The 25,429-nt window shown below is 71.8% G+C and carries 27 protein-coding genes; 20 read left to right on the forward strand and 7 right to left on the reverse strand.

Going from position 1 to position 25,429, the window contains the following annotated elements; translation table 11 throughout:
- Positions 1-16 precede the first annotated feature (16 nt).
- Both dnaJ and FDM97_RS01225 read left to right on the forward strand, forming a co-directional pair.
- Positions 17-1,207 (forward strand): molecular chaperone DnaJ, encoded by a 1,191-nt coding sequence (dnaJ, locus tag FDM97_RS01220; RefSeq protein ID WP_137988417.1) that lies wholly within the window; start codon positions 17-19, stop codon positions 1,205-1,207.
- Positions 1,208-1,211: 4 nt separating this feature from the next.
- Positions 1,212-1,670, forward strand: a complete 459-nt coding sequence (locus FDM97_RS01225; protein WP_137988418.1) for a heat shock protein transcriptional repressor HspR — start codon at positions 1,212-1,214, stop codon at positions 1,668-1,670.
- A 93-nt stretch (positions 1,671-1,763) separates the two neighbouring features.
- On the opposite strand, the gene FDM97_RS01230 is transcribed toward FDM97_RS01225, so the two are convergent.
- The gene (locus FDM97_RS01230; RefSeq protein ID WP_137988419.1) at positions 1,764-2,237 is read right to left on the reverse strand and encodes a hypothetical protein; all 474 of its coding nucleotides are present in this window, start codon (positions 2,235-2,237) and stop codon (positions 1,764-1,766) included.
- Between the two features lie 5 nt (positions 2,238-2,242).
- A complete protein-coding gene (locus FDM97_RS01235; RefSeq protein WP_137988420.1) occupies positions 2,243-3,232 on the reverse strand; it encodes a helix-turn-helix transcriptional regulator in 990 nt (329 codons plus the stop codon).
- Positions 3,233-3,595: 363 nt separating this feature from the next.
- Between FDM97_RS01235 and FDM97_RS01240 the strand changes: the two genes are divergently transcribed.
- Together FDM97_RS01240 and FDM97_RS01245 are read left to right on the forward strand one after the other, a co-directional pair.
- On the forward strand, positions 3,596-3,922 hold the full coding sequence (locus tag FDM97_RS01240) for a Rieske (2Fe-2S) protein (protein ID WP_137988421.1): 327 nt from the start codon (positions 3,596-3,598) through the stop codon (positions 3,920-3,922).
- 73 nt (positions 3,923-3,995) lie between these two features.
- Positions 3,996-4,481 (forward strand): gluzincin family metallopeptidase, encoded by a 486-nt coding sequence (locus tag FDM97_RS01245; RefSeq protein ID WP_175438998.1) that lies wholly within the window; start codon positions 3,996-3,998, stop codon positions 4,479-4,481.
- A 117-nt stretch (positions 4,482-4,598) separates the two neighbouring features.
- Here FDM97_RS01245 and FDM97_RS01250 read toward each other — a convergent pair whose 3' ends face one another.
- Complete coding sequence (locus tag FDM97_RS01250) at positions 4,599-5,135, reverse strand: GNAT family N-acetyltransferase (protein ID WP_137988422.1); 537 nt, start codon at positions 5,133-5,135, stop codon at positions 4,599-4,601.
- A gap of 240 nt (positions 5,136-5,375) precedes the next feature.
- Here FDM97_RS01250 and FDM97_RS01255 point away from each other — a divergent pair, with 240 nt between their 5' ends.
- Entirely contained in the window at positions 5,376-5,924 is a 549-nt protein-coding gene (locus FDM97_RS01255) for a DUF1062 domain-containing protein (RefSeq protein ID WP_137988423.1), read from the forward strand.
- Positions 5,925-6,062: 138 nt separating this feature from the next.
- On the opposite strand, the gene FDM97_RS01260 is transcribed toward FDM97_RS01255, so the two are convergent.
- Complete coding sequence (locus FDM97_RS01260; protein ID WP_137988424.1) at positions 6,063-6,467, reverse strand: pyridoxamine 5'-phosphate oxidase family protein; 405 nt, start codon at positions 6,465-6,467, stop codon at positions 6,063-6,065.
- Between the two features lie 121 nt (positions 6,468-6,588).
- On the opposite strand from FDM97_RS01260, the gene clpB reads away from it, so the two are divergent.
- A complete protein-coding gene (clpB, locus tag FDM97_RS01265) occupies positions 6,589-9,174 on the forward strand; it encodes an ATP-dependent chaperone ClpB (protein WP_137988425.1) in 2,586 nt (861 codons plus the stop codon).
- Between the two features lie 19 nt (positions 9,175-9,193).
- Here the strand turns inward: clpB and FDM97_RS01270 are convergent, their stop codons facing one another.
- Positions 9,194-9,631, reverse strand: a complete 438-nt coding sequence (locus tag FDM97_RS01270; protein ID WP_137988426.1) for a hypothetical protein — start codon at positions 9,629-9,631, stop codon at positions 9,194-9,196.
- Positions 9,632-9,758: 127 nt separating this feature from the next.
- Between FDM97_RS01270 and FDM97_RS01275 the strand changes: the two genes are divergently transcribed.
- Entirely contained in the window at positions 9,759-10,289 is a 531-nt protein-coding gene (locus FDM97_RS01275; RefSeq protein ID WP_137988427.1) for a type III secretion system chaperone family protein, read from the forward strand.
- An 11-nt stretch (positions 10,290-10,300) separates the two neighbouring features.
- Here the strand turns inward: FDM97_RS01275 and FDM97_RS01280 are convergent, their stop codons facing one another.
- Positions 10,301-11,473 (reverse strand): glycosyltransferase family 39 protein, encoded by a 1,173-nt coding sequence (locus tag FDM97_RS01280; protein WP_432816273.1) that lies wholly within the window; start codon positions 11,471-11,473, stop codon positions 10,301-10,303.
- 208 nt (positions 11,474-11,681) lie between these two features.
- On the opposite strand from FDM97_RS01280, the gene FDM97_RS01290 reads away from it, so the two are divergent.
- Positions 11,682-12,134: a hypothetical protein gene (locus FDM97_RS01290; protein ID WP_137988430.1), complete on the forward strand. Its 453-nt coding sequence runs from the start codon at positions 11,682-11,684 to the stop codon at positions 12,132-12,134.
- A gap of 222 nt (positions 12,135-12,356) precedes the next feature.
- Here FDM97_RS01290 and FDM97_RS01295 read toward each other — a convergent pair whose 3' ends face one another.
- Positions 12,357-13,532 carry a pyridoxal phosphate-dependent aminotransferase gene (locus FDM97_RS01295; RefSeq protein WP_137988431.1) on the reverse strand — a complete coding sequence of 392 codons (1,176 nt, stop codon included), beginning with the start codon at positions 13,530-13,532 and terminating at the stop codon, positions 12,357-12,359.
- Between the two features lie 121 nt (positions 13,533-13,653).
- Here FDM97_RS01295 and FDM97_RS35645 point away from each other — a divergent pair, with 121 nt between their 5' ends.
- The 12 genes from FDM97_RS35645 (at position 13,654) to FDM97_RS01355 (ending at position 25,333) form a co-directional block, all read left to right on the forward strand.
- Positions 13,654-13,911, forward strand: coding sequence for a hypothetical protein (locus tag FDM97_RS35645; protein ID WP_175438999.1), 258 nt, complete (start codon positions 13,654-13,656; stop codon positions 13,909-13,911).
- Positions 13,912-13,960: 49 nt separating this feature from the next.
- Positions 13,961-14,188 carry a hypothetical protein gene (locus FDM97_RS01305; protein WP_137988432.1) on the forward strand — a complete coding sequence of 76 codons (228 nt, stop codon included), beginning with the start codon at positions 13,961-13,963 and terminating at the stop codon, positions 14,186-14,188.
- Between the two features lie 310 nt (positions 14,189-14,498).
- Positions 14,499-15,017 (forward strand): DUF2617 family protein, encoded by a 519-nt coding sequence (locus tag FDM97_RS01310; protein ID WP_137988433.1) that lies wholly within the window; start codon positions 14,499-14,501, stop codon positions 15,015-15,017.
- A 75-nt stretch (positions 15,018-15,092) separates the two neighbouring features.
- The gene (locus FDM97_RS01315) at positions 15,093-16,901 is read left to right on the forward strand and encodes a spermidine synthase (RefSeq protein WP_432816186.1); all 1,809 of its coding nucleotides are present in this window, start codon (positions 15,093-15,095) and stop codon (positions 16,899-16,901) included.
- A 65-nt stretch (positions 16,902-16,966) separates the two neighbouring features.
- Positions 16,967-17,875, forward strand: coding sequence for an SRPBCC domain-containing protein (locus FDM97_RS01320; protein ID WP_137988434.1), 909 nt, complete (start codon positions 16,967-16,969; stop codon positions 17,873-17,875).
- A 36-nt stretch (positions 17,876-17,911) separates the two neighbouring features.
- Positions 17,912-18,721 carry an aldose epimerase family protein gene (locus FDM97_RS01325; RefSeq protein ID WP_137988435.1) on the forward strand — a complete coding sequence of 270 codons (810 nt, stop codon included), beginning with the start codon at positions 17,912-17,914 and terminating at the stop codon, positions 18,719-18,721.
- 10 nt (positions 18,722-18,731) lie between these two features.
- On the forward strand, positions 18,732-19,271 hold the full coding sequence (pyrE, locus tag FDM97_RS01330; RefSeq protein ID WP_137988436.1) for an orotate phosphoribosyltransferase: 540 nt from the start codon (positions 18,732-18,734) through the stop codon (positions 19,269-19,271).
- 226 nt (positions 19,272-19,497) lie between these two features.
- Positions 19,498-20,520: a class II fructose-bisphosphate aldolase gene (gene fbaA / locus FDM97_RS01335; protein ID WP_137988437.1), complete on the forward strand. Its 1,023-nt coding sequence runs from the start codon at positions 19,498-19,500 to the stop codon at positions 20,518-20,520.
- A gap of 66 nt (positions 20,521-20,586) precedes the next feature.
- Positions 20,587-21,756 carry a MalY/PatB family protein gene (locus FDM97_RS01340; protein WP_137988438.1) on the forward strand — a complete coding sequence of 390 codons (1,170 nt, stop codon included), beginning with the start codon at positions 20,587-20,589 and terminating at the stop codon, positions 21,754-21,756.
- 138 nt (positions 21,757-21,894) lie between these two features.
- A complete protein-coding gene (locus FDM97_RS01345; protein ID WP_137988439.1) occupies positions 21,895-23,466 on the forward strand; it encodes an MFS transporter in 1,572 nt (523 codons plus the stop codon).
- A gap of 25 nt (positions 23,467-23,491) precedes the next feature.
- Entirely contained in the window at positions 23,492-23,905 is a 414-nt protein-coding gene (locus FDM97_RS01350) for a DUF3151 domain-containing protein (RefSeq protein ID WP_137988440.1), read from the forward strand.
- A gap of 627 nt (positions 23,906-24,532) precedes the next feature.
- Entirely contained in the window at positions 24,533-25,333 is an 801-nt protein-coding gene (locus tag FDM97_RS01355) for a DUF3152 domain-containing protein (RefSeq protein WP_254705452.1), read from the forward strand.
- Positions 25,334-25,429 lie beyond the last annotated feature (96 nt).

Below are 25,429 nucleotides of genomic sequence, written 5' to 3' on the forward strand. Positions count from 1 at the left end.
GAGAGGAGGGACGTCGATGAGCACGAAGGACTTCGTCGAGAAGGACTACTACAAGGTTCTCGGCGTCCCCAAGGACGCCACCGAGGCCGAGATCAAGAAGGCGTACCGGAAGCTCGCCCGCGAGAACCATCCGGACGCCAACAAGGGTGACGCGAGCGCGGAGGCGCGCTTCAAGGAGATCTCCGAGGCGAACGACGTCCTCGGCGACCCCAAGAAGCGCAAGGAGTACGACGACGCCCGCGCGCTCTTCGGCAACGGTGGCTTCCGCGCCGGGGCACCGGGCGGCGGCGGTACGTTCAACTTCGACCTGGGCGACCTCTTCGGCGGCGCCCAGGGCCCCGGCGGCCCCGGCGGGGCGGGCGGCTTCGGCGGCGGCCTCGGCGACGTGTTCGGCGGACTGTTCAACCGTGGCGGAGGCGCCGGCGCGGGCACGCGTACGCAGCCCCGCCGCGGCCAGGACATCGAGTCCGAGGTGACGCTCAGCTTCACCGAGGCCGTGGACGGCGCCACCGTGCCCCTGCGCATGTCCTCCCAGGCGCCCTGCAAGGCCTGTTCGGGCACCGGCGACAAGAACGGCACGCCCCGCGTGTGCCCGACCTGCGTCGGCACCGGCCAGGTCTCGCGCGGCGGCAGCGGCTCCTTCTCGCTCACCGACCCGTGCGTGGACTGCAAGGGCCGCGGACTGATCGCCGAGACCCCCTGCGAGGTCTGCAAGGGCAGCGGGCGCGCCAAGTCCTCGCGCACCATGCAGGTCCGCATCCCCGCGGGTGTCTCGAACGGGCAGCGGATCCGGCTGCGCGGCAAGGGTGCTCCGGGCGAGCGCGGCGGCCCGGCCGGCGACCTCTACGTCGTCGTCCATGTCGACGCCCACCCGGTCTTCGGCCGCAAGGACGACAACCTGACCGTCACCGTGCCCGTCACGTTCGACGAGGCGGCGCTCGGCGGCGAGATCAAGGTGCCGACCCTGGGCGGCCCGGCGGTGACGCTCAAGCTCCCCGCCGGCACGCCCAACGGCCGGACCATGCGCGCCCGCGGCAAGGGCGCGGTCCGCAAGGACGGCACACGCGGCGACCTGCTGGTGACGGTGGAGGTCGCGGTGCCCAAGGAGCTCGACGACAAGGCCCGCGAGGCCCTCGAGACCTACCGTGAGGCGACGGCGGGCGAGGACCCCAGGGCAGAGTTGTTCCAGGCCGCGAAGGGAGCTTGACCCGATGGACAGCCGACCGGGACGCAGCCGCAACCCGTACGAACTGACCGACGAGACGCCGGTGTACGTCATCTCGGTGGCGGCCCAGCTCTCGGGCCTGCACCCGCAGACGCTGCGTCAGTACGACCGACTCGGCCTGGTCTCCCCGGACCGCACGGCCGGGCGCGGCCGGCGCTACTCGGCCCGTGACATCGAACTGCTGCGCACCGTCCAGCAGTTGTCGCAGGACGAGGGCATCAACCTGGCGGGCATCAAGCGCATCATCGAGCTGGAGAACCAGGTCGCGGCGCTGCAGGCCCGGGTGGCCGAGCTGTCGGCGGCCGTGGAGGGCGCGGCGATGGCGATGCAGCAGCGCGAGGCGCAGGTGCACGCCTCGTACCGGCGCGATCTGGTGCCGTACCAGGACGTGCAGCAGGCGAGCGCGCTGGTGGTCTGGCGCCCGAAGCGGCCCGGCGCCGAGTAAGCCCCGAGTAACCGGCTGTTCTCGTGTCTCGTACGTGACGAGGCCCCCTCCCGGACCGGGAGGGGGCCTCGTCGCATGCCCGCACTCCTGCGGTTACGGGATGAGTTCGCCGACGATGTCCCCGACCGTCTCCCACCACGGCGAGGCCCCGGTCCCGAACGCCGCGGCCAGCGCGGTGCCCACGGCGCGGTCGCGGGGGGTGAGCCCGGCATCGGGCTTCCACTCGGCCTCGACCGTGCCGTCGCCGGAGGACTCCAGGGTGCCGATCCGCTGGCCGTCGCGGACGAGCCGGCTCTCGTGCCAGGAGCACGGCATCAGGCGGTACCGGGTCCCGTCCACGCGGGCGTCGACGCGGTACGACGACCGCAGCAGCCGCCCCCGGGCCGGCCGGATGCGGGCGGGCTGCCCGTCGACGGTGAGCGTGAGGAGGGCGGTCTTGCGGGTGCCGATGGGGACGTGCTCGTTCACCGGGGCCCCCGGCGCCCGGACGAGGTCCACGGTCGGCATCCCGTACCCGGACACGCGCAGGGTCCCGGCGGGGCCGTCGAGGTCGATCTGTACGTACATCGTGGTCAGTGGTCCTGCTCCTGGTTCAGGATTCCGGACTGGGCTATGAGGTACCCGAGTTGGGCGCGGCTGCCGCTGCCGAGGGCGGCGGCGAGCTTGGCGATGTGGGCGCGGCAGGTCCGGACGTTCATGCCGAGCCGGCGGGCGATGGCCTCGTCGACGTGGCCCTCGACGAGGAGTTTGGCGATGGAGCGCTGGATGCCGCTGATGCCGTCGTGGGTCCGGGCGTAGGGCACCTGCTCGCCGAAGGGGGTCGCCCGGGCCCAGGACTGCTCGAAGACGGTCGCCAGGTACTCCACCAGCCCGGGATGGCGCAGTTCCAGGGCGACTTGGCGGTCCTGGCGGGCCGGGATCAGCGCCACCGAGCGGTCGATGATGATGAGCCGCTCGATGCTCTCCTCCAGGGTCCGCACCTGCAGCCGGTCCATGCCCGCCTGTTCGAGGTAGACCTGCATGCCGTGGCTGTGCCGTGCCGTGTGCTGGTAGAGGGTGCGGACGCGTACGCCGCGTTCGAGCAGCGGCTGGATGCGGTGGAGCGCGGTGTTGAGGGTGTGTTCGCTGCGTCCGCCGCCCGGCTGGATGGTCAGCAGCTCCTGCGAGCACTCGGCGGTGGCGCGGCCGAGGACGGCGTCGATGCGGTTGATGCCTTCGAGGACGGTGATCGCGTGGGTCGTCGAGGGGTCCTGCGCGCTGATGGCCATGAACGGCTCGAAAACGCTGGAGAGTCCCATGGCCAGGCTGCGCCGTTCCTGGATTTCGCGCTCCAGGGGGTGGACGAGCCGGGCCAGCGCCGCCGAGGGTGGGACCGGTCGCAGCCATGCCGGGTCGTCGGCGTCGGGATGGAGAAGTGCCAGGTCCATGAGGCAGGGTGCGGCTTCTGCCTCACTCCTGGTTATTCGCCCCGTACGCAACGCACTGGCGTACAAGTCCGATCCGGCAGCACAGAGATCGACATGCCCGTGGGGATGTGTCGCTTCTGGTTCGTTCTGCGGCATTTGAACACCCCCCAGGATCCTGTATTTCAGGAACATGATGCATTGCCCTGGTGGTGGAAGCGCAAAGACTGAGCCATCGTCTTGTACGCGGGGGAGAGGAAACCATCAAGTGAGGTCGAAGCCGCTCATGTCCAGAAAACTGCTTCGCTCGGTACTTGCTTCCGTCTTCATAGGGGCGGCGGCAGTAGGAGCGCTGGCCACCAGCGACCCGGTATGGGACAGCGCTCCTGCCATCGTTGTCGCCGCTCCCAGTGACCCGGTGTGGGACCTCGTCCCGGCCGGCGAACGTGATCCGGTGTGGGACTCCGCGCCGACGGGTCAGGGTGACCCGGTGTGGGACTCCGCTCCGGCGGGCACGGGCGTATGACTGTGCCGCCGGACGACCGGGTCTTCCGGCGAGAGATGGCCTCGGCCTATCGATCCGGGTGGCATTTCATCGATCTCGTCACGGCCATCCCCCACCGTGGTGATTCGTTGATGGTCACCCTCTTCGGAGAACCGATCGTCGTCGCTCGTGAGCAGGACGAGGACGTTCGCGCCTATCGGTGCCTGCGGCGGCCTCGTGGCGCCCCGCAGCCCGTTCGCTGTGCCATCCGGTACGGCATGATTTTCGTCAATCTCGACCAACGAGACCACCAGCTCGTCGAGTCCGAGCCCGAAACCATCACCGCCACCCCCCGCAGTGCCTGAGCGGTTCCCCCGTCGTTGTAGATCGCTCAGGTGCTTCCCCCACACAGCGGCGCCATCGCGGACCTGAAACGCGATGGCGCCGTTGTGCTGCCCGGGGCGGCCGCAGACGGCCGCGGCCCAGGACGCCGCGGACCCCGCCGCCCCCGTGAGGGCGGCGACACCGGACCGCCCCTCGTACGACGTGTCGCCGCGCGGCGACGCCGACGGCTCGCACTGGACCGGCCGCCAGACGGTGTCCTTCCGCGATGCCGCCCGCACTCCACTGCGTTCGGTCGACGTACGGCTGTGGGGCAACGGCACCGACGGCTGCGGAGCCCCGGACAGGCCGTCCCCGGTCCGGGTGGGCAGGGCCACCGGAGGCACCCCGCGACCGCTCGCCGTCGGCTGCACCGCGCTGCGGATCGACCTGCCCGCGCCGCTGCCGTACGGGGCGCGTACGAGCGTCTCCTTCGATGCCGAGATCACCGTCCCGGACCGCGTCCACCGCTTCGGCAGGGACGGCGCAGCGGCGACGACGCAGGACCTCGGCCCGTTCTGGACAGAGCACAGGATCCTCTGACCTTCTGAGGTCGGAGGATCCTGAGGAGACGACCCGGCCCTGCGACCCGGCCCTGCGACCCGGCCCTGCGACCCGGCCCTGCGAGCCGGCCCTTCGAGCTAGTCCTTCGACCTGGCCCTACGGCTCCTGCTTCCAGTCCTTGACGAGGAGCCCGAGCAGCACCTCGTCAAGGAACTCGCCCAACACCCAGGCCGAGGAGCGCAGTACGCCCTCGCGGACGAAGCCGTTGCGCTCGGCGGCGCGCAGCATCGCGTCGTTGTCCGACAGCGTCTCGATCTGCAGCCGCTGCAGGCCGCGCACGACGAAACCGTAGTGGCACAGCACCGCGACCACGTCGGTGCCGTAGCCCTTGCCGCGAGCGGACGGCAGCAGTCCCAGGCCGACGTGCGCGGACCGGTTGTGGGTGTCGATGCCCCACAGCGTCGCGGTGCCGACCAGCGTGCCGCCGTCCAACTCCACCACGGAGAACGGGACGTGCCCCTGCTCCTTGTCGTCCACCACGAGCCGCGGGTCCTTCGAGCCGGGCGTGATCGGCCGCCACGGCCCGCCTTCGGCCCGCGAGCCGTTGACCACGTCGTCGTAGAGCTCGGTCCGCAGGATCGGGATGTCGTCCTCGTGGCGGGCCCTGAGCCCGACCTTGGTGCCTCTAAGCATGCGGGCTTCCTATCGGACCGGTTCGCCGACGGCAAACGGATTAGGGCGACCGCATGGGCTCGAAAACCGGTGGAGCGGCGCCGCTGGGCGCCGTTAGCGTGCTGCCGAACCGAGTCGTCTGGTCAAGGACGTGCCGTTGTACACCGTGTGAGACCCCCCGAGCGCTGATCTGTCGCGCGTCGCGCCTGTGCGCCGCGCTCCTTTCTGCTGCGGACTTCTCACTGAAACCGGTGTACTTCTGTGCTCGAAAACTGGGTGGTCATGCCCACCTGCCTGCCGCTCGTTCTCCGCCGTTGCCACGCGTGCGCGTCCGAGCGCTTCCGGGCGAGCGGCACATTCCGCGTCAACGCACACCACAAGCTCATCGACGCCTGGCTCCTCGTCCTCTGTACCGCCTGCGGGGAGACCGCGAAGCTCACGGTCCTGGAGCGGACGAACGTCCGCTCCGTACGACCTGAGCTGCTGGACCGGCTGCACGGCAACGACCCCGGCCTGACAGCCGAGTTGCTCCAGGATCCGGTCGTGCGGCGCCGTAACCGCATCGCCCTCGACTGGGACGCCGCCTGGCGCCTCGACACCGGCGGATCGGATCACCTGGAGCGCGAGGCGGTCGACGTCTCGGTGCGCTTCGCGGCGCGGATCCCCGTCCGGCCGGTGCGACTGATCGCCGAAGGGTGCGGTCTTTCGCGGGCCGAGGTCGAGAGACTGATCACGGAGGGCAGTCTCGTGTCGGCGGTCCGGCTGAGCGGCAGGCTCTCCGGCGACTTCACCTTCACGCTCAAGCGCTGAGCCCTCCTCGGGGCCAGGGGCCTGTCCGGCATGATCCGCCGGACAGGCCCCTGGGCCCGGCCCGGACCCGGCCTGGACCGGGCTTAGACCGGGCTTAGACCGGACCTGGACCGGACCTGGACCGGGCCTGGACCGGACCTAGGCCCGGCCCATCGCTCGCGTCAGCGCGATCTCGATGACCACCCGGTCCGGGTTCGGCGTCGGCGTCCGCCCGTACCGCGCCGCGTAGCGGTCCACCGCGTCCGCGACGACCTCCGCCTCCGTGCGGATGCGCGCCACGCCCTCCAGCGTCGCCCAGCGCCCCTTGTCCACCTGGCAGACCGCGACCCGCGCGCCCTCCGGGCCCGCCGCCAGGACGTTGGCGACCTTGTGGCTGTGCTTGTTGGTGATGACCCTCGCCAGCCCGTTCTCCGGGTCGTACGTCACGCCCACCGCCACCACGTGCGGGGTACCGTCCGCGCGGGGGGTCGTGAGGGTGCACATGTGGTACTCGCGCCAGAAGCTGAGATACGAGTCGTCCGGGTTCCTCGGGTCAGTCGCCATGCCCGGAACCTACCCGCGGCGGACCTGGCTCCCACACCTTGAGTGGAATAGACTCAACTTTGTGGACGTTGGACGAGTCATAGACCGTGTGTAGCCGTACGCCGAGGAGGAGACACCGCACGTGGACGCCGAACTGACCAACAAGAGCCGGGACGCGATCAACGCGGCCACCAGCCGCGCCGTGTCCCAGGGGCACCCGGATCTGACCCCCGCGCATCTTCTGCTGGCGCTGCTCGCGGGTCAGGACAACGAGAACATCATCGACCTGCTCGCCGCCGTCGAGGCCGACCAGGCCGCTGTACGGTCCGGTGCGGAGCGGCTGCTCGCCGCGCAGCCCAGCGTGACCGGCTCCACGGTCGCGCCGCCGCAGCCCAACCGGGAGCTGCTCGCCGTCATCGCCGACGCCGCCGAGCGCGCCAAGGAGCTCGGGGACGAGTACCTGTCCACCGAGCACCTGCTCATCGGGATCGCGGCGAAGGGCGGCCAGGCGGGTGAGATCCTCGACCGGCAGGGGGCGAGCGCGAAGAAGCTCCTTGACGCGTTCGAGAAGAGCAGGGGAGGGCGCCGGGTGACCACACCCGACCCGGAGGGTCAGTACAAGGCGCTGGAGAAGTTCGGTACGGACTTCACGGCGGCCGCGCGCGAGGGAAAGCTGGACCCCGTCATCGGGCGCGACCAGGAGATCCGGCGCGTCGTCCAGGTGCTCTCCCGCCGCACGAAGAACAACCCGGTCCTCATCGGCGAGCCCGGCGTCGGCAAGACAGCCGTCGTCGAGGGGCTCGCGCAGCGGATCGTGAAGGGTGACGTCCCCGAGTCGCTCCGCAACAAGCGCCTGGTCGCGCTCGACCTCGGCGCGATGGTCGCCGGTGCCAAGTACCGCGGTGAGTTCGAGGAGCGCCTGAAGACCGTCCTGTCCGAGATCAAGGCGAGCGACGGCCAGATCATCACCTTCATCGACGAGCTGCACACCGTCGTCGGCGCGGGCGCCGGCGGCGACTCGGCCATGGACGCCGGCAACATGCTCAAGCCGATGCTGGCCCGCGGCGAGCTGCGCATGGTCGGCGCGACGACCCTCGACGAGTACCGCGAGCGGATCGAGAAGGACCCCGCCCTGGAGCGCCGCTTCCAGCAGGTCCTGGTCGCCGAGCCCAGCGTCGAGGACACCATCGCGATCCTGCGCGGACTCAAGGGGCGGTACGAGGCCCACCACAAGGTCCAGATCGCCGACTCGGCCCTGGTGGCCGCCGCCACCCTCTCCGACCGGTACATCACCTCCCGCTTCCTGCCCGACAAGGCCATCGACCTCGTCGACGAGTCCGCCTCCCGGCTCCGCATGGAGATCGACTCCTCGCCCGTCGAGATCGACGAGCTCCAGCGCTCGGTCGACCGGCTGCACATGGAGGAGCTCGCCCTCAAGAACGAGACCGACGAGGCGAGCAAGCAGCGCCTGGAGAAGCTGCGCCGCGACCTCGCCGACCGCGAGGAGGAGCTGCGCGGCCTGACCGCCCGCTGGGAGAAGGAGAAGCAGTCCCTCAACCGCGTCGGCGAGCTGAAGGAACAGCTCGACGAGCTCCGCGGCCGCGCCGAGCGCGCCCAGCGCGACGGCGACTTCGACACCGCCTCCAAGCTGCTGTACGGCGAGATTCCCGCGCTCGAGCGGGAGCTGGAGGAGGCGTCCGAGGCCGAGCAGGAGGTCTCCAAGGACACTATGGTCAAGGAGGAGGTCGGACCGGACGACATCGCGGACGTGGTCGGCTCCTGGACCGGCATCCCCGCCGGCCGCCTCCTGGAGGGCGAGACGCAGAAGCTGCTGCGCATGGAGGACGAGATCGGCAAGCGGCTGATCGGCCAGAGCGAGGCCGTGCGGGCCGTCTCCGACGCCGTGCGCCGCACGCGCGCCGGGATCGCCGACCCCGACCGGCCCACCGGCTCCTTCCTCTTCCTCGGCCCGACCGGTGTCGGCAAGACCGAGCTGGCGAAGGCGCTCGCGGACTTCCTCTTCGACGACGAGCGGGCCATGGTCCGCATCGACATGTCGGAGTACGGCGAGAAGCACTCCGTCGCCCGGCTCGTCGGCGCGCCCCCCGGCTACGTCGGCTACGAGGAGGGCGGCCAGCTCACGGAGGCGGTCCGCCGTCGCCCGTACAGCGTCGTACTGCTCGACGAGGTGGAGAAGGCCCACCCGGAGGTCTTCGACATCCTGCTCCAGGTCCTCGACGACGGCCGGCTCACCGACGGCCAGGGGCGGACGGTGGACTTCCGCAACACCATCCTGATCCTGACGTCCAACCTGGGCAGCCAGTACCTGATGGACCCGCTCACCTCCGAGGAGGCGAAGAAGGAGCAGGTCCTGGAGGTGGTGAGGGCGTCCTTCAAGCCGGAGTTCCTCAACCGGCTGGACGACCTGGTGGTCTTCTCGGCCCTCGACAAGGCCGAGCTGGGGCGGATCGCGCGCCTCCAGATCGACCGCCTGGCCAAGCGCCTGGCCGAGCGCCGGCTCACGCTCGACGTCACGCCCGCCGCGCTGGAGTGGCTGGCCGACGAGGGCATGGACCCGGCGTACGGCGCCCGCCCGCTGCGCCGCCTGATCCAGACGGCGATCGGCGACCGGCTCGCGAAGGAGATCCTCGCGGGCGAGGTCAGGGACGGCGACACGGTCCGGGTGGACCGCTTCGAGGAGGGCCTGATCGTGGGCGCGGCGCAGTAGGCAGGCAGTCGGGCCGCGGTCAGAGGTCGAAGGCCCCGAGATGTACGAGGGCGGTGTCGCCGTCCTCGTACGTCACCTTCACGTTCACGGCGGCCGCCCCGCCGGGTGCCGGTGGCTCGCCGTACCCCACGTCGAGGCAGACGTCGGCATGGCAGGACGGGGGCGGCTCGTGGCCCGGGTACGTCCCCGCCAGCCACGGCCGGACCTCGCGCCGCGGCATCCGGAATTCCACGTCGACGAACGTGTCCTGCCAGTGGGTCGCCGTGCACCGCGCGTCCCAGGCGCTCTTCGGCAGGGTCGCCTCCGCGAACGCCATCGCCTTCGTGCAGTCGACGGGCTGCGCCCTGCCGACGTCCTTCCACTCCCACACGGTCCAGGCCACCAGCGCCAGCGGGCCCCCGCAGAGGAACGACACCAGCACCGAAGCCCAGATCCATGTCGACAGGCGCGGCCTCACCGGTCTTACTTTGTCCCCCATAGGCACCAGATCTTGTCAGCCCGCAGCGGATCGTGGGAGGTGGGGCTTGCGCCGTACCGCCCGGCATGGGGGAGGATGGCGGCAACCGTACGAAGGGATATTCACGGTGAGCATCGACCCGTCCTCGATTCCGAATTTCGGGGGCCAGCCCCAGCCTCAGGCCGCAGGACCGGCGGGCCCCGTCGTCCCCGACCAGGACCTGGTCAAGCAGCTCCTCGACCAGATGGAGCTGAAGTACGTCGTCGACGACGAGGGTGACCTCGCGGCGCCGTGGGAGGAATTCCGGACGTACTTCATGTTCCGCGGCGAGGAGGACCAGCGTGTCTTCTCGGTGCGGACGTTCTACGACCGGCCGCACTCGGCCGACGACCGCGCCAAGGTTCTCGACGCGATCGACGACTGGAACCGCCGCACCCTGTGGCCCAAGGTGTACACGCACCTGCACGAGGAGGAGGACGGCTCCGCCACCCTCCGCCTCATCGGTGAGGCCCAGATGCTGATCGGCACCGGCGTCGCGCTGGAGCACTTCGTGTCCTCCACCGTCAGCTGGGTCCGCGCGTCCATCGAGTTCGACAAGTGGCTCGTGGAGCAGTTCGGCCTGGAGTCCCCCGAGGACAAGGAGGCCGAGGGCGAGTAGCCCTCGGGTCTTCACAGGGCCATGCGCGCGAGCGTCAGCGCGTACACCCCGTAGCCGAACGACAGCCCGGCCAGGGCCGTGATCACCACGATCGCGGCTCCCGGCCGGGCTTTCGCCAGTGCGTGGGCAGGCGGCAGCAGCAGCGGGAACGCGGGGAGCAGGAAGCGCGGCTTGGACTCGAAGAACCCGGAGCCGAAGACCGTGATCACGACGAGCACGGCCGTGTAGACCAGGATCGGCAGCGGCGGCCGCTCCACCAGCGCGAGCAGCGCGAACAGCAGCACCCCCGCGCCCGTGATCACCAGCGCCATCGCGAAGCCGAACTGCGTCGGCCCCCTCAGCATGTCCCGTACGAAGCGCAGCGCGCCGATCCCGAAGTCGAACCGGGAGGTCCAGCCGTCCTGGACGGCGAAGTACCCGCCGAGCAGATCACCCCGCCGGGCGCCGACCCAGAGCAGGTACGAGACCCACCCGACGGGAGCGAGCACGGCCCCCGCCCCCGCCCGCCAGTTCCCTTCACGGCGCCACATCGCGTACACCGCCGCCACCAGGACCGCCGCCGCGATCGCGACCCCGTTGGGGCGGGAGAGGCCGGCCAGGGCGGCCAGCGTGCCCGCCCACAGCCAGCGCCGGGTGAGCACGGCGTACAGCGACCAGGCGGCCAGGGCCGTCATCAGGGGCTCGGTGTACGCCATGGTCAGGACGATCGAGTGGGGCAGCAGGCCCCAGAGCAGCACCAGGACGACCGCGGTGGGACGCCCGTACAGCCGTTCGCCGATCAGATAGATCCCCCACGCCGCCGCGCCGGCCGAGAGCCACGACAGGAGCAGCCCCGCGGTGCCGCCCGTGACGGGCAGGACGGTCGTCACGGCCCGGACCAGTCCCGGATACAGCGGGAAGAAGGCCAGGTCGGACTGGACGACGCCGTCGGGCCAGTGGAGCGTGTGGCCGTAGCCGTGCGCCGCGATCCGGGTGTACCAGTCGGAGTCCCAGGACTTCGCGAGCAGCGCGCGCGGTGAGCGGCCGGTGTGCCAGGCCCAGCCCGCGAGGACGAGCATCCCGGTCAGCCGCGCGGCGGCGAACAGACCGAGCGCGGGGGCGGCCCGGTACAGCGAGGCCCGCCGGCGAGGGGCGCTGCGGACAGCGGCGGACGAGACCGGGCGGTCGAGAGTCTCGGCGGACAGGGTGCACCTCCGTGCGCACGGGAATCGGGTCGGCCCGGGAAGTCGGTCTACCCGACAATCGGCACGCTCCGGAGGGGGCGCGCGCGAGCCGTGAGCCCGCCCGGGTGAAACTTTCCGCCCCGCGCGGCGGCGCGCGCGTGTCGCCGTGACAAGAGGCGCTGCGCCATACTGCCTCCGACGGTCACGGGGGCAGAGAGGGCGATCACCAGTGGGTGACACGGAAGGCCGGGAGGCACGACGGCTCGCCGCGCGCCTGGAGTACCTCTTCGAGCACGTCCAGCCCCTGGGCCGGCGGCACACCCTGCAGGAGGTCGTCGACGGCATCAAGAACGCCGACGACCCCGACGGGACGTCACTGAGCGTCGGCCGGCTCTCGATGATCATGAACGGCAAGGCGGCCAACCCCACCATCGGGACGCTGCGCGCCCTCGGCGTCTTCTTCGGCGTGCCCGTCGCCTACTTCGTCGACGACGACGTCGCCGACCAGACGGTCGCCCAGCTGGCCCTCGTCACCGCGATGCGCCGCAAGGACGTCCAGGCCGTGGCCCTGCGCGCGGCCGCCGTCGCCACCTCCTCCGCGCAAGGCATCGACCTCGTACGGAACCTGGTCGAGCAGGCATCCCGCGGCAGCCGGCGACAGCCGGACGCGGACGATGGCTGACCGTGCGTCACGACGCGTGTGCGGACTTCAGCGCGCGGTGCGCCCGGATCCTGAACGGCCTTCGGCTCCCGCGCCGGCTGTCAGTCGAAGAACTCCGCCGGGCCCGTCGGCGGCTGCGCCGGCATGCTGGCCCTGGCCCCCTGCCGGGGCGAGGCGGCCCGCGCCGAGGCGGTCAGCCTCCGGCGCGCCCTTGCCCGCACGCGCTCCGGACCGGCGGCGGGGTCACAGCCGCTTCAGGCGGGACACCGCCTCCGTGAGGACGTCCGTGCGCTTGCAGAACGCGAAGCGTACGAACGGCGCGCCCGCGTCCCGGTGGTCGTAGAAGACGGCGTTGGGGATCGCGACCACGCCCGCGCGCTCGGGGAGCGCGCGGCAGAAGGCGAAGCCGTCGGACGTGCCGAGCGGGCGGATGTCGGTGGTGACGAAGTACGTGCCGGCCGGGCGGTAGACCTCGAAGCCCGCCTGGGCCAGGCCGTCGCAGAGCAGGTCGCGCTTGGCGAGCAGATCGGCGCGCAGGCCGTCGAAGTACGTGTCGGGCAGGCGCAGCGCCTCGGCGACGGCGTACTGGAACGGGCCCGAGGAGACGTACGTCAGGAACTGCTTGGCGGACCGGACGGCGGTGGTCAGTTCGGGGGGCGCGGTGATCCAGCCGACCTTCCAGCCGGTGAAGGAGAAGGTCTTGCCGGCCGATCCGATCGTGACCGTGCGCTCCCGCATCCCCGGCAGGCTCGCGATCGGCAGGTGCTCGGCGTCGTCGAACACGAGGTGCTCGTACACCTCGTCGGTGACGACGAGCAGGTCCCGCTCCTGGGCGAGCTCGGCGACGGCGGTGAGCTCGGCGCGGTCGAGGACCGTGCCGGTGGGATTGTGCGGGGTGTTGAGGAGGATCAGCCGGGTCCGGTCGGTGACCGCCGCCCGCAGCTCGTCCAGGTCCAGGTGGTAGGCGCCGTCGTGCGGGCGCAGGGTGACCGGGACGCGGGTGCCGCCCGCCATCGCGATGCACGCGGCGTACGAGTCGTAGTACGGCTCCAGGGCGATCACCTCGTCGCCCGGCTCGACGAGGGCGAGCAGACAGGCGGCGATCGCCTCGGTCGCGCCCGCCGTGACGAGGACCTCCGTGTCGGGGTCGTACGCGAGTCCGTACCGCTTCAGCTGGTGCTCGGCGACGGCCGTGCGCAGCTCCGGAACACCCGGTCCCGGCGGGTACTGGTTGCCGCGCCCGTCGCGCAGCGCGCGGACCGCGGCCTCCCGGATCTCCTCCGGGCCGTCGGTGTCGGGAAAACCCTGCCCGAGATTGATCGCCCCGGTCCGGACGGCCAGCGCGGACATCTCGGCGAAGATCGTCGTCCCGAACTCGGCGAGCCGGCGATTGAGCAGCGGTCGTGTCATGGGGGCCATCCTGGGCCGAAGCTCTGGAGTTCCTCAAGTGCGCTTTGGGGCGGTCGCCGACAGGGGATCGCCAGGCCATGGGAATCCTTCTCTTCACGGCCGGCATCGCGGCCGTCATCGGGATCGTCGTGTGGGTGGTGGCACGAGGGCTGAGGAGCACCCCGCGGCCCGGCGCCGACAGCTGGTGGGCCGGTCCGGCCACGCACACCTCGGCGTCGACCTCCTCGTCCTCATCGTCCTCCTCGTCCTCATCGTCCTCCTCCTGCTCGACGTCCACGTCATCGTGCTCGAGCTCGTCCTGTTCGAGCTCGTCGTGCTCGTCCTGCTCCAGCTCTTCCTCCTCCTGCAGCTGAAGCTCTGGAGTTCCTCAAGTCGGATTTGGCCGTGAGCCGTGAGGGGCATCCCCCTCACACAACAGACCTACGGGGGTGTCACGGATGGAATTTCTGGTCATCGGATTCATCGTGCTGATCGTGGTGATGGGCCTGGCGTCCAACGCCCGCAACCGGCGGCGGAGCGCGCGGCGGCGCCGCTGGGCCGACGGCGGGGGCGGTTCGTCCTGCGGGGGCGGGGGCTCGTGCGGAGGCGGTTCGTCCTGCGGTGGCGGCGGTGGCGGCGGTGGCGGCGGGGGCGGCTGCGGCGGTGGCGGCGGCGGGGGCGACTGACACGGGGCAGTCGCCCCCGCGATCACCAGGTGCCCGGCCGGTCCAACATCCGCCGGGCACCTTCGTGTTGTAGGCCGATCTTCGAGCCTGAGTGAACAATTGAACTGTGGGGTCCCCGAAGGGGATGGAAACCAATGCAAGTTGGGTAAAAACGCTGCGAGTCGCTCGAAGTCCATGATTCCCTCGCTCTTGTTAAGAGACAGCCCTCGGACCGTGTGTGGACCCGAGCCGGCGATCCCCCACTCCCGTTGAACCCTTTCTCCGGGGCGCCCCCGGCCCACCCGTCAAACCGTGTTTGCGGAGCCGACCCATGCTCACGACCCTGAAGACCTCCTACACCGACACGCGTGCGGCCGACCTGGCCTGGGCACTCGGGCGCGAGCCGCTGCCCGCCCTCGCCGTACTCGACCTCGAACTGACCGGCGCCAAGCTGCAGTTGCGGCTGCTCGGCGCCTCCCATCAGGTGCTTCTGGAGGAAGAGGAGCACAGCTGCTCGGAGACCGTCGCCTGTATGCCCGGCAGCAGTACGCCGCTGCCACTGGGTGTTTCCAAGCGCATCGGCGGATGGGAGTACGAATTCGCGGCGCGCGTCGAAACGCTCTCGCACGGCTCGTTCGCGGGCCGTGCCCAGGAGTTGCTCGCGCTCGTCACCGACCATCCCAACGGCCTCGCCGGGACGTTCCCCGGCTCTCCCTACGCCTTCACGGCGATGCTGGCGCAGCGCCACGAGGGCCAGGTCCGCTGGCGTACCTGGCACGCGTACCCGCAGGAAGGGCAGCTCGTGGTCACCAGGACCCAGATCGGCGTTCGTATGCCCGCAACGCTGTAACGCGCCGTCTCGGAGCCTCAGGTGCACTCGTGTGGGTGACAGGCGGCGAAACTTGTGTGACGTAGCGTTACGAACATGATCGATCCGCCCGTGACCATGCCACCCAAGAGGGTGACGCGGCTGCCCGTTCGGCCGACTGCGGTGCGGTTTCCGGTTCTCGTCGTCGTGTTCGTCTGCGCCGCGTGCGGACTCGTCTACGAGCTGGAACTGGTCGCGCTCGCCTCGTACTTGATCGGCGACTCGGTCACCCAGGCCTCCGTGGTCCTGTCCGTGATGGTGTTCGCGATGGGCGTCGGCTCGCTGCTCGCCAAGCGGCTGCGCTGCCGTGCCGCCGTCGGCTTCGGCCTGGTCGAGGGCGGGCTGGCGCTGGTCGGCGGCTGCTCCGCCCTCGTTCTGTACGCCGCGTTCGCCTGGCTGGGCGAGGCGCGGTACGTCCTGGTGGCGTTCTCCCTCGCCATCGGGGTGCTGATCGGGGCGGAGATCCCGCTGCTGATGTCGCTCATCCAGCGGGCGGAGTCGGGGCGTTCCTACGGCGTGCGGGACAAGCAGTACGACGACAGGCAGTACGACGACAGGCAGTACGACGACAGGCAGTGCGCCGACAAGCAGTACGACGACAAGCAGTACGCCGACAAGCAGTACGACAGGGATCCGGCGGGCACGGTCGCCGACCTCTTCGCCGCCGACTACGTCGGCGCGCTGGTCGGCGGCCTCGCCTTCCCGTTCCTGCTGCTGCCCTGGCTCGGCCAGCTCACCGGCGCGCTCGTGACCGGCGCGGTGAACGCGGTGGCGGGCGGCGGCCTGGTGCTGTGGCTGTTCCGGCGCGATCTGACCCGCCGCTCCCGGGCGCTGCTGATCGGCACGAACCTGGCCGTCCTCGCCGTCCTCGCCACCGCCACCGTCCTCGTCGACGACTTCGAGGAGGCGGCGCGCCGCGCGGTGTACGGCGACAGCGTGCGGGTCGCCGTCCGCACCGACCTGCAGGAAGTGGTGGTGACGGGGGAGCGTGGGGGACCGCCGGACCTCTTCGTGGACGGGCGGCTGCGGGTCGGCGGACAGGACGAGTACCGCTATCACGAGTCGCTGGTGCACCCCGCGATGAACGGGCCGCGCGCCCGGGTGCTGATCATCGGCGGCGGTGACGGCCTCGCCGCTCGCGAGGTGCTGCGCTACGCCGACGTCCGCTCGGTCACCGTCGTCGAGCTCGACCCCGGAGTCGTACGGCTCGCCCGGACCCACCCCGAGCTCGCCACCCTCAACGGCAACGCCTACCGGGACCCGCGCGTGCGGGTGGCGTTCGCGGACGCGTTCCGCTGGCTGCGCGGGGCGGGCGCCGGCGAGCGGTACGACGTGGTGATCTCGGACCTGCCCGACCCCGGGATCTCCGCCAGCACCAAGCTGTACTCCGAGGAGTTCTACGGGCTCGCGTCCCGGGTCCTCGCCGACGGCGGACGGCTCGTCGTCCACGCCGGCTCGGCCTCGGCCCGCCCGCGCACCTTCTGGACGGTGGACTCCACCCTGCGCGCGGCCGGTTTCGCGACCCGGCCCTACAGCGCGCACGGGCGCGGGGCGAGCCTCGCCGCGGGACCCGACCGGGCCGAGCGCGCCGACCGCTCCGCCGGCGCGACGGAGGCGGGGGCGAAGGCGGGCATCGGTACGGGTACGGGTACGGGGGCAGGTACGGGCGCGGGGGACTGGGGGTACGTCCTGGCGGTCGCGGGCACGTACCCGCCCGAGCTGGGCCTCGCCCCCGACGTGCCCCCGCTGCGGTCCCTGACGGCGGACGCCCTGGCGACGGGGGCGTGGGCCGTGGAGCTGACCCGGGACGCGCGGGAGGCCGCACCTCCGCCGTCGACGCTGGTCCACCCGCGCTACGGCGGCTGAGCGCCCGCAACGGGGGAGCGACAAACAGGCGACGGCGGCGCCCGGTCTGAGTAGGCTCGGCTTCCATGGAGCATGAGGTGTTCGTTCCGGTCCCGGCCGATGTCCTGCGCGCGACGCTGACGGACCCCGCACGGGTGGCGCGCTGCGTCCCCGGGCTCCAGCAGGACGCCGACGCGCAGGCGGGCCCCCTCTCGGGCCGCCTGAAGATCCGGGCCGGCGGCAACACCATCACCTACCGCGGCGCGCTGCGGCTGTCCGAACGGGACGGCGGAGTCATCGCCGTCGAGGGCAAGGGCAGCGAGGTCCGTGGCAAGGCCTCGGTGAAGCTGTCCCTGGCGATCGCCCTCACCCCGGTGGCCGACGGCACGACGCTCACCTTCTCGGGCACCGTGAAGCAGGCCGGCCGCCTCGCGGACCTCTCCGAGGAGACACGGGAATCGGCGGCCCAGCGGCTGATCGAGAAGTTCGTGGCGGGACTGACCGCCGTAGCGGAAACCGGGCCGGAGAAGGCCGAGGACGTGGCCGAGGCGGACCTGGAGGCGGACCTGGAGGCGGGCCTCGGCGCCGACGGCGAGGCGGTCGACGAGGCCGAGGCGGTCGACGAGGTCGACGACGAGGCCGACATCGACAGCGACGGAGTCGACGACGGGATCGAGGAACCCCACCGCCCGTCGCCCGTCGAGTCACAGGTCCCCCAGCCCTCGCTCGACCCCTTCCTGAGCGGTGACTTCGACGACACGCCGGTCGAGTACCCCGCCGAACCCCCCGCCGTCGAGGCCGCCCACGCGCGGCGGACGATGATCGGGCGCAGCGCCGAGGAGGTCGACCACGCCCCGCCGCGCGGCCGGTACGCCCCCGTCCCGGCCCCCGAGTCCACCACCGCGGGCGCCACCCTGCGCTGGATCGCCCCCGCCGCCGCCCTCGCGCTCGCCTCCGCGGTCGTCGTCGGCCGCGCCCTCCGGCGCCGCCGCTGACCTCCCCCGGGGCGCGGGGCCACTAGGGTCGACGGCGTGAGCGAGCTGACACGACTGACGGCGGCCGACGCCGAGTTGACCATCAACCCCGACAACGGCTGCCGGATCGAGAGCCTGCGGATCGGCGGCATGGAACTGCTGCGCCAGGGCGAGCGGTACGGGTGCTTCCCGATGGTCCCGTGGTGCGGACGGATCGAGCTGGGCCAGTTCCGCAACGGGGGCGAAAAGTACCAGATGCCCCTCAACTCCCCGCCGCACGCCACCCACGGCACCGGCCGCGACACCGCGTGGCGGGCCGCCCGGACGGAGGACGACGGGCGCACGGCGGCGTTCACGTACGAGCTCGCGGACCCCTGGCCGTACGCCGGCCGGGTCACCCAGACCTTCGCGCTCACCGAGGACTCGCTCACGCTCCAGCTCGGTGTCGAGACCTACGCCGACTCCTTCCCGGCCCAGGCCGGCTGGCACCCCTGGTTCAACCGGAGCCTCGGCGGCGGCAAGGACGTACGGATCGACTTCACCGCCGACTGGCAGGAGGAACGCGGCTCCGACCATCTCCCCACCGGGCGCCGGATCGGCCCTACCCCCGGTCCCTGGGACGACTGCTTCGGCATGTCCGACGGCGTCGACGTCACCCTCACCTGGCCGGAGCAGCTGGAGCTGAAGGTGACCAGCCGCACCGAGTGGGTCGTGATCTACGACGAGCAGGAGGCGGCCGTGTGCGTCGAGCCGCAGTCCGGTCCGCCGAACGGCCTCAACACGCTTCCTCGTCTTGTCACCCCCATCGATCCCCTGGAGATCGAGGCCACGCTGGCCTGGCGGCGGCTTCGAGCCGAGGCGGCTTAAGCTCATGAGCATGACTGACGTACGCGCTGAGCTGCTCCAGCAGATCAAGGACAAGGCCGTGGTGCACGGCAAGGTGACCCTCTCCTCGGGTCGTGAGGCCGACTACTACATCGACCTGCGCCGGATCACGCTGGACGGCGAGGCCGCACCGCTGGTCGGTCAGGTCATGCTCGACCTCACCGCCGAGCTGGACTTCGACTGCGTGGGCGGCCTCACGCTGGGCGCCGACCCGGTGGCCACCTCGATGCTGCACGCCTCCGCCGCGCGCGGGCAGCGCCTGGACGCCTTCGTCGTCCGGAAGGCCCAGAAGGCGCACGGCATGCAGCGCCGGATCGAGGGCACGGACGTCAAGGGCCGTCGCTGCCTGGTCGTCGAGGACACCTCCACCACCGGCGGTTCGCCGCTGACCGCGGTCGAGGCGGTGCGCGAGGCGGGCGGCGAGGTCGTCGCCGTGGCCACGATCGTCGACCGCGGCGCCGCGGGTGCGATCGCCGAGGCCGGTCTGCCGTACCTCACCGGATACCAGCTGGGCGACCTCGGTCTCGCCTGAACCTCGCCTGATCGAGGCAAAGTCGTGACTTAGGTCCCGGGCCGCTCACGGAGCGGCTCTGACCTGGGGCTTTGGCAAGGGGCGGAGTGTTTCACGTGAAACGCTCCGCCCCTTCCCCATGGTGTCCGCGGAAGAGTCTGGAAAGATGGGCCCCGACGATGACGTCGCCCCAGGTCAGGGCCAAGCAACGCCACGCACACACCCGCACATCACAAGGAGCGGACGAATGCCCATCGCAACCCCCGAGGTCTACAACGAGATGCTCGACCGGGCGAAGGCAGGCAAGTTCGCCTACCCGGCCATCAACGTGACCTCGTCCCAGACCCTGCACGCTGCCCTGCGGGGCTTCGCGGAGGCCGAGAGCGACGGCATCATCCAGATTTCGACCGGCGGAGCCGAGTTCCTGGGCGGCCAGCACAACAAGGACATGGTCACGGGCGCCGTTGCCCTGGCCGAGTTCGCGCACATCGTCGCCGCCAAGTACGACATCACGGTCGCCCTCCACACCGACCACTGCCCGAAGGACAAGCTGGACGGCTACGTCCGTCCGCTGCTCGACATCTCCGCCGAGCGCGTCAAGGCCGGCAAGAACCCGCTGTTCCAGTCCCACATGTGGGACGGCTCCGCCGAGACCCTCGCCGACAACCTGGCCATCGGCCAGGAGCTGCTGGCCAAGGCCGTCGCCGCCAAGATCATCCTCGAGGTCGAGATCACCCCGACCGGTGGCGAGGAGGACGGCGTCAGCCACGAGATCAACGACGAGCTGTACACGACCGTCGACGACGCGATCCGCACCGCCGAGGCCCTGGGCCTGGGCGAGAAGGGCCGCTACCTGCTGGCCGCCTCCTTCGGCAACGTGCACGGCGTCTACAAGCCGGGCAACGTCGTGCTCCGTCCCGAGCTGCTCAAGGACCTGCAGGCGGGCGTGGCCGAGAAGTACGGCAAGGCCTCCCCGTTCGACTTCGTCTTCCACGGCGGTTCCGGCTCCACCGCCGAGGAGATCGCCACCGCGCTGGAGAACGGCGTCGTGAAGATGAACCTCGACACCGACACCCAGTACGCCTTCACGCGTCCGGTGGCGGACCACATGTTCAAGAACTACGACGGTGTCCTGAAGGTCGACGGCGAGGTCGGCAAGAAGTCCACCTACGACCCGCGCACCTGGGGCAAGCTGGCCGAGGCGGGCATGGCCACGCGCGTGGCCGAGGCCTGCGCGGCGCTGCGTTCGACCGGTACGAAGCTGAAGTAGGCGTTCGTATGGCGAGGGCCCGGCACCACGGTGGTGCCGGGCCCCTCGTATCTCCGGGAGGCCTGAGTGACGACGACGTACGACTTCGACCGTGAGATAGACCGGCACGGCACGTGGTCGGTGCAGTGGGATGGGATCGCGGACCGCTTCGGCGCTGGTGAGCTGCTCCCCTTCACCATCTCCGACATGGACTTCGCCTCCCCGCCGGAGGTGCTGCGGGCGCTTCAGGAGCGGGTGGCGCACGGCGTCTTCGGCTACACGGACTGGCGGCTCGGCGCGTTCCGGGAGGCGGTACGCCACTGGTACGCGACCCGCCACGACACCGCGCTCGACATCGAGACGCTGGTGTACGCCCCCTCGGTGCTGAGCCAGCTCTCGCAGCTGCTCCAGATGTGGACGGAGCCCGGCGACGGCGTGGTGGTGCACACCCCGACGTACGACGGCTTTCGCAAGGCCGTCACGGGTCTGGGGCGTGAGCTGCGCGGCGTACCGGTCGGGGACACCGAGGCGCTGGAGGCGGAGCTGGCGCGGGCGGACAGCCGGATGCTGCTGCTCTGCTCGCCGCACAACCCGACGGGCCGGGTCTGGCGGGAGGACGAGCTGGCGGAGTTCTCGCGGCTCGCCGAGCGCCACGGGGTCGCGGTCGTCAGCGACGAGATCCACGCGGACCTGGTGGCCGGCGGCCGGCGCCATCTGCCGTGGAGCCGTTTCACCGAGGCCGGCCGCGGCCGGCGCTGGGCCCTGATCACCTCGGGCACGAAGGCCTTCAACTTTCCGGCGCTGACCGGCTCGTACGGGATCATCGGCGACCCCGACGAGCGCGAGGCGTTCGTCCGCCGCATGGAGACCGGTGAGGGGCTCGCCTCTCCGGCCGTGCTCTCGCTGACCGCCCACATCGCCGCGTACCGGGAGGGCGGGCCGTGGCTGGACTCCCTGCGGGCGTACGTGGCCGGAACGATGCGGCTGGTGGAGGAGCGGCTCGCGGAGGGGCTGCCGGGGGTGACCTGGACGCCCCCGCAGGCGGGCTACCTGGCCTGGATCGACCTGCGGCCGCTCGGCATCGACGAGGCCGCGCTCCAGCGGGAGCTGGTGGAGACCGAGAAGGTCGCGATCATGCCGGGCGGGGTGTACGGGACGCCGGGCTTCGTCCGGCTGAACGTCGGCTGCCCGCGGAAGAAGGCGGAACGGGGCGTGGACGCGCTCGTGCGGGCGGCGGGCAGGCTGCGGAGGGCCTGACACGGACGCCGGTCTCGTGGGCGCCGGGGTCATGGAGCGGACGCGCTCGCCAGGTCGCCGTCCCGTTGCGCCCACCCGTCCCTCCCCGGGGTCGCCACGGATGTGCACAGGCCCGCCCCCGCGAGGACGATGGCAGGCATGGACATCAGGCTCGCCTCGGGCACGGGGCGGTGGATCGTCTTCACCACCGTCCTCGCCTCGGGGATGGCGCTGCTCGACTCCACCGTCGTCAACGTCGCCCTTCCCCACATCGGCGAGGACCTCGGGGCCGACATGGCCGCGCTCCAGTGGACCGTCAACGCCTACATGCTCACGCTCGCCGGCCTCATCCTGCTCGGCGGGGCGCTGGGCGACCGGTACGGGCGGCGGCGGGTGTTCGTGGTCGGGGTGGTGTGGTTCGCCGTGGCCTCGCTGCTGTGCGGGCTCGCGCCGAACGCCGGTGTGCTGATCGCCGCCCGCGCCCTCCAGGGCGTCGGCGGCGCGCTGCTGACCCCCGGGTCGCTCGCGCTGATCCAGGCGAGCTTCCACCGGGAGGACCGGGCCAGGGCCGTCGGGCTGTGGTCCGGCTTCGGCGGGGTCGGGGCGGCGATCGGGCCGTTCGTCGGCGGCTGGCTGGTCGACGGGCCCGGCTGGCGGTGGGTGTTCCTGCTGAACGTGCCGCTGGCCGCGCTGTGCGTGCCGGTCGCGCTGCGGCACGTGCCCGAGTCGCGAGACGAGTCCGCCCACGGCCGCTTCGACGTGCTCGGCGCGGTCCTCGCGGCCGGGGGGCTCGGCCTCGTCACGTACGCGCTGATCGCCGGAGTGTGGTGGGCGGGGGCGTTGGGTGTCGTGGTCGGGGCGGCGTTCGTCCTCGTGGAGCGGCGGCGGGCCGAGAGCGCGATGGTGCCGCCGTCGGTCTTCGCGTCCCGGCTGTTCACCTCGGTCAATCTGGTGACGCTGTGCGTGTACGCGGCGCTCGGCGGCTTCTTCTTCCTGGTCGCACTCCAGCTCCAGGTGGTGTCCGGCTACTCGGCGCTCGCGACGGGGACGGCGCTGTTGCCGACCACCGTGCTGATGCTGCTGCTCTCGGCGAAGGCGGGGGAGCTGGGCGAGAAGATCGGGCCGCGGATCCCGCTGACGGTGGGCCCGCTGGTGTGCGCGGGCGGGATGGTCCTGATGCTGCGCGTGGGCGAGGACGCCTCGTACGTACGGGACGTGGTGCCGGCCATGCTGGTGCTCGGCATCGGCCTGACCGTCCTGGTGGCCCCGCTGACGGCGACCGTCCTGGCCTCGGTGCACGTGGGGCGAGCCGGCCTGGCGAGCGGCATCAACAACGCGGCGGCCCGCGCGGCGGGGCTGCTCGCGGTCGCGGCGCTGCCGGCGCTGGCGGGGATGGGACCGGAGGCGTACCGCTCGGCGGAGGAGTTCGGGGAGACGTTCCGGCGGGCGATGCCGATGTGCGCGGGGCTGATGGTGGCGGGGGCGGTCCTGGCCTGGACGACGGTCCGGGTGCCCGCCGGGGCGCCGGGCTGCCACCCCGAGTGCAAGGTCCACTGCGGGGTGACGGCCCCACCGCTGAACCCGGGGGAGCGCTCGGTCCCCGGCGACGGCTCGGGCGCGGGGGCCGGGCGCCCCGGGGCGATGGGCAGAGTCCGGGGTGGCCATCGGTCCCGGCCGGCACCCCGGCGAGGGCACGGTTGGGGGCGCCGGTCGCACCCGGGCGATCAGTGAGCGGTCGCTGAGGCAGACTGGCCCCATGGCCATCCACGAGAACCTGCTGGGGGGACCGCCCCCCACTCACCTGCCCGACGACCCCGAACCGCGCGAGCTGCTCGCGAACGGCACGGCGCCGGCGGACGTCGCCGCGAAGTACCCGACCTCTTCGCTGGCCTGGGCCCAGCTCGCCGACGAGGCGTTCGAGGCCGGCCGCGTCGTCGAGTCGTACGCGTACGCCCGTACCGGCTACCACCGCGGCCTGGACGCGCTGCGCCGCAGCGGCTGGAAGGGCCACGGGCCGGTGCCGTGGGAGCACGAGCCCAACCGCGGCTTCCTGCGGGCGCTGCACGCGCTGGCGCGGGCGGCCGGCGAGATCGGCGAGAAGGACGAGTACGAGCGCTGCTCGACGTTCCTGCGCGACTCCTCCGAGACGGCGGCCGAGACCCTCGGCTGACGCCCGATCCCACCCCCGGGGGCGCCACCCGCGCCCCCGGGGGCAGCCCGCTGTCACCGGGCCGGCACAGGCCGGCACCCGGGCGGCACCGGGCCAGTACAGGGGCCGGCGACCGGGGCGGCACAGGCCGGCACCCGGGCGGCACAGGCCGGCACCCGGGCGGCACAGGCCGGCACCCGGGCGGCGACCAGGCGGCACGCGGGGCGACGCCCGGGCGAACACCGGGCCGGGGACCGGGCGGCGACCGGGGTGGCGACCAGGCGGCACCCGGGCGAACACCGGGCCGGGGACCGGGAAGCACCGGGCCGGCACCCGGGGGCGGCACAGGCCGGCACCCGGGTGAACACCGGGGCGGCGCCCATGCGTTCGGGGGCGTCGGGGCATCCGTACGGAGGGACCCGGAGGAAACCGGTCATAGTGCCGCGGGCGTTCGATCGCGTTCGAAGGGGCCGGTACGATCCTTCGGACCGTTGTACCGAGAGCCGCCGGCGCAGAGGCCCCACCCTCTCCCCCGCACCGGCTGACGCAGGGGAGAAGTCTGTCTTGGGCAAGCGCGCTGCCGCACCCGCGGGACGGAGACGAGCGACGAGCCGCCGGCGTGGCCGCGGGCGGTCCCGGCGGAGTCCTGTGGGGCGGCTCGTCCTGCCGACGCTCGCGCTGATCACGCTCTCCCTCGGTGGTGGCGCCGCGCTCGCCCACTACAACAGCGGCGAGGACACCGGCTCCGGCGGAGCCGCCGCGGCCCCCACCACCGACCCGGCCCCGACCACGGTGACGCCCACCCCCCAGGTCACGACCCTGCGGCCGAAGCCGAGCACCCTGTCGCCGAAGCCGACGATCACGCCCAGGAAGACGACCGTGCCCGCCTCCGGCGCCGGTACCTTCACCACGGCCCAGGCCTCCGGTGACGCCGTCGGCACCGGTGGCACCCTGCGGCGCTACCGCGTCCAGGTCGAGGACGGCATCGACATCTCCGCCCGGCAGGCCGCCGCCGAGATCCAGGAGATCCTGGCCCATCCCCGGGGCTGGGCCGCCCACGGCCGTGGCCGGTTCCAACTGGTCTCGGAGAACGCCGACTTCGTCATCCGTATCGCGACCCCGACTACCGCCGACCGGCTCTGCCTCGCGCAGGGGCTCAACACCCGCGGCGAGCTGAACTGCGAGACGTCCCAGGGGGTGGTCGTGAACCTGAAGCGGTGGATGCTCGGCTCCCCGACGTTCGCCGGCACGCCCGCCGAGTACCGGCACCTGATCATCAACCACGAGGTCGGGCACGAGATCGGCATCCGGATGCACATGACCTGCCCCGGCGCCGGGAAGCCGGCGCCCGTGATGATGCAGCAGATCAAGGGGCTCAAGGGCTGTCGTTCGAACGCATTTCCGTATGACGAAGACGGTAGCTACATCGAGGGTCCGATCGTGCCATGATGCGCTTGGGAGCGCGCGCGACGAAGCGTGCGCCCCGAGGGGACCGGGGCTCCACTGCCAAACGGAAGGAGCGGACCGCTACCCGGTAGTACGTAT

The organism is Streptomyces vilmorinianum, assembly GCF_005517195.1.
GTDB classification, from domain to species: Bacteria; Actinomycetota; Actinomycetes; order Streptomycetales; family Streptomycetaceae; genus Streptomyces; species Streptomyces vilmorinianum.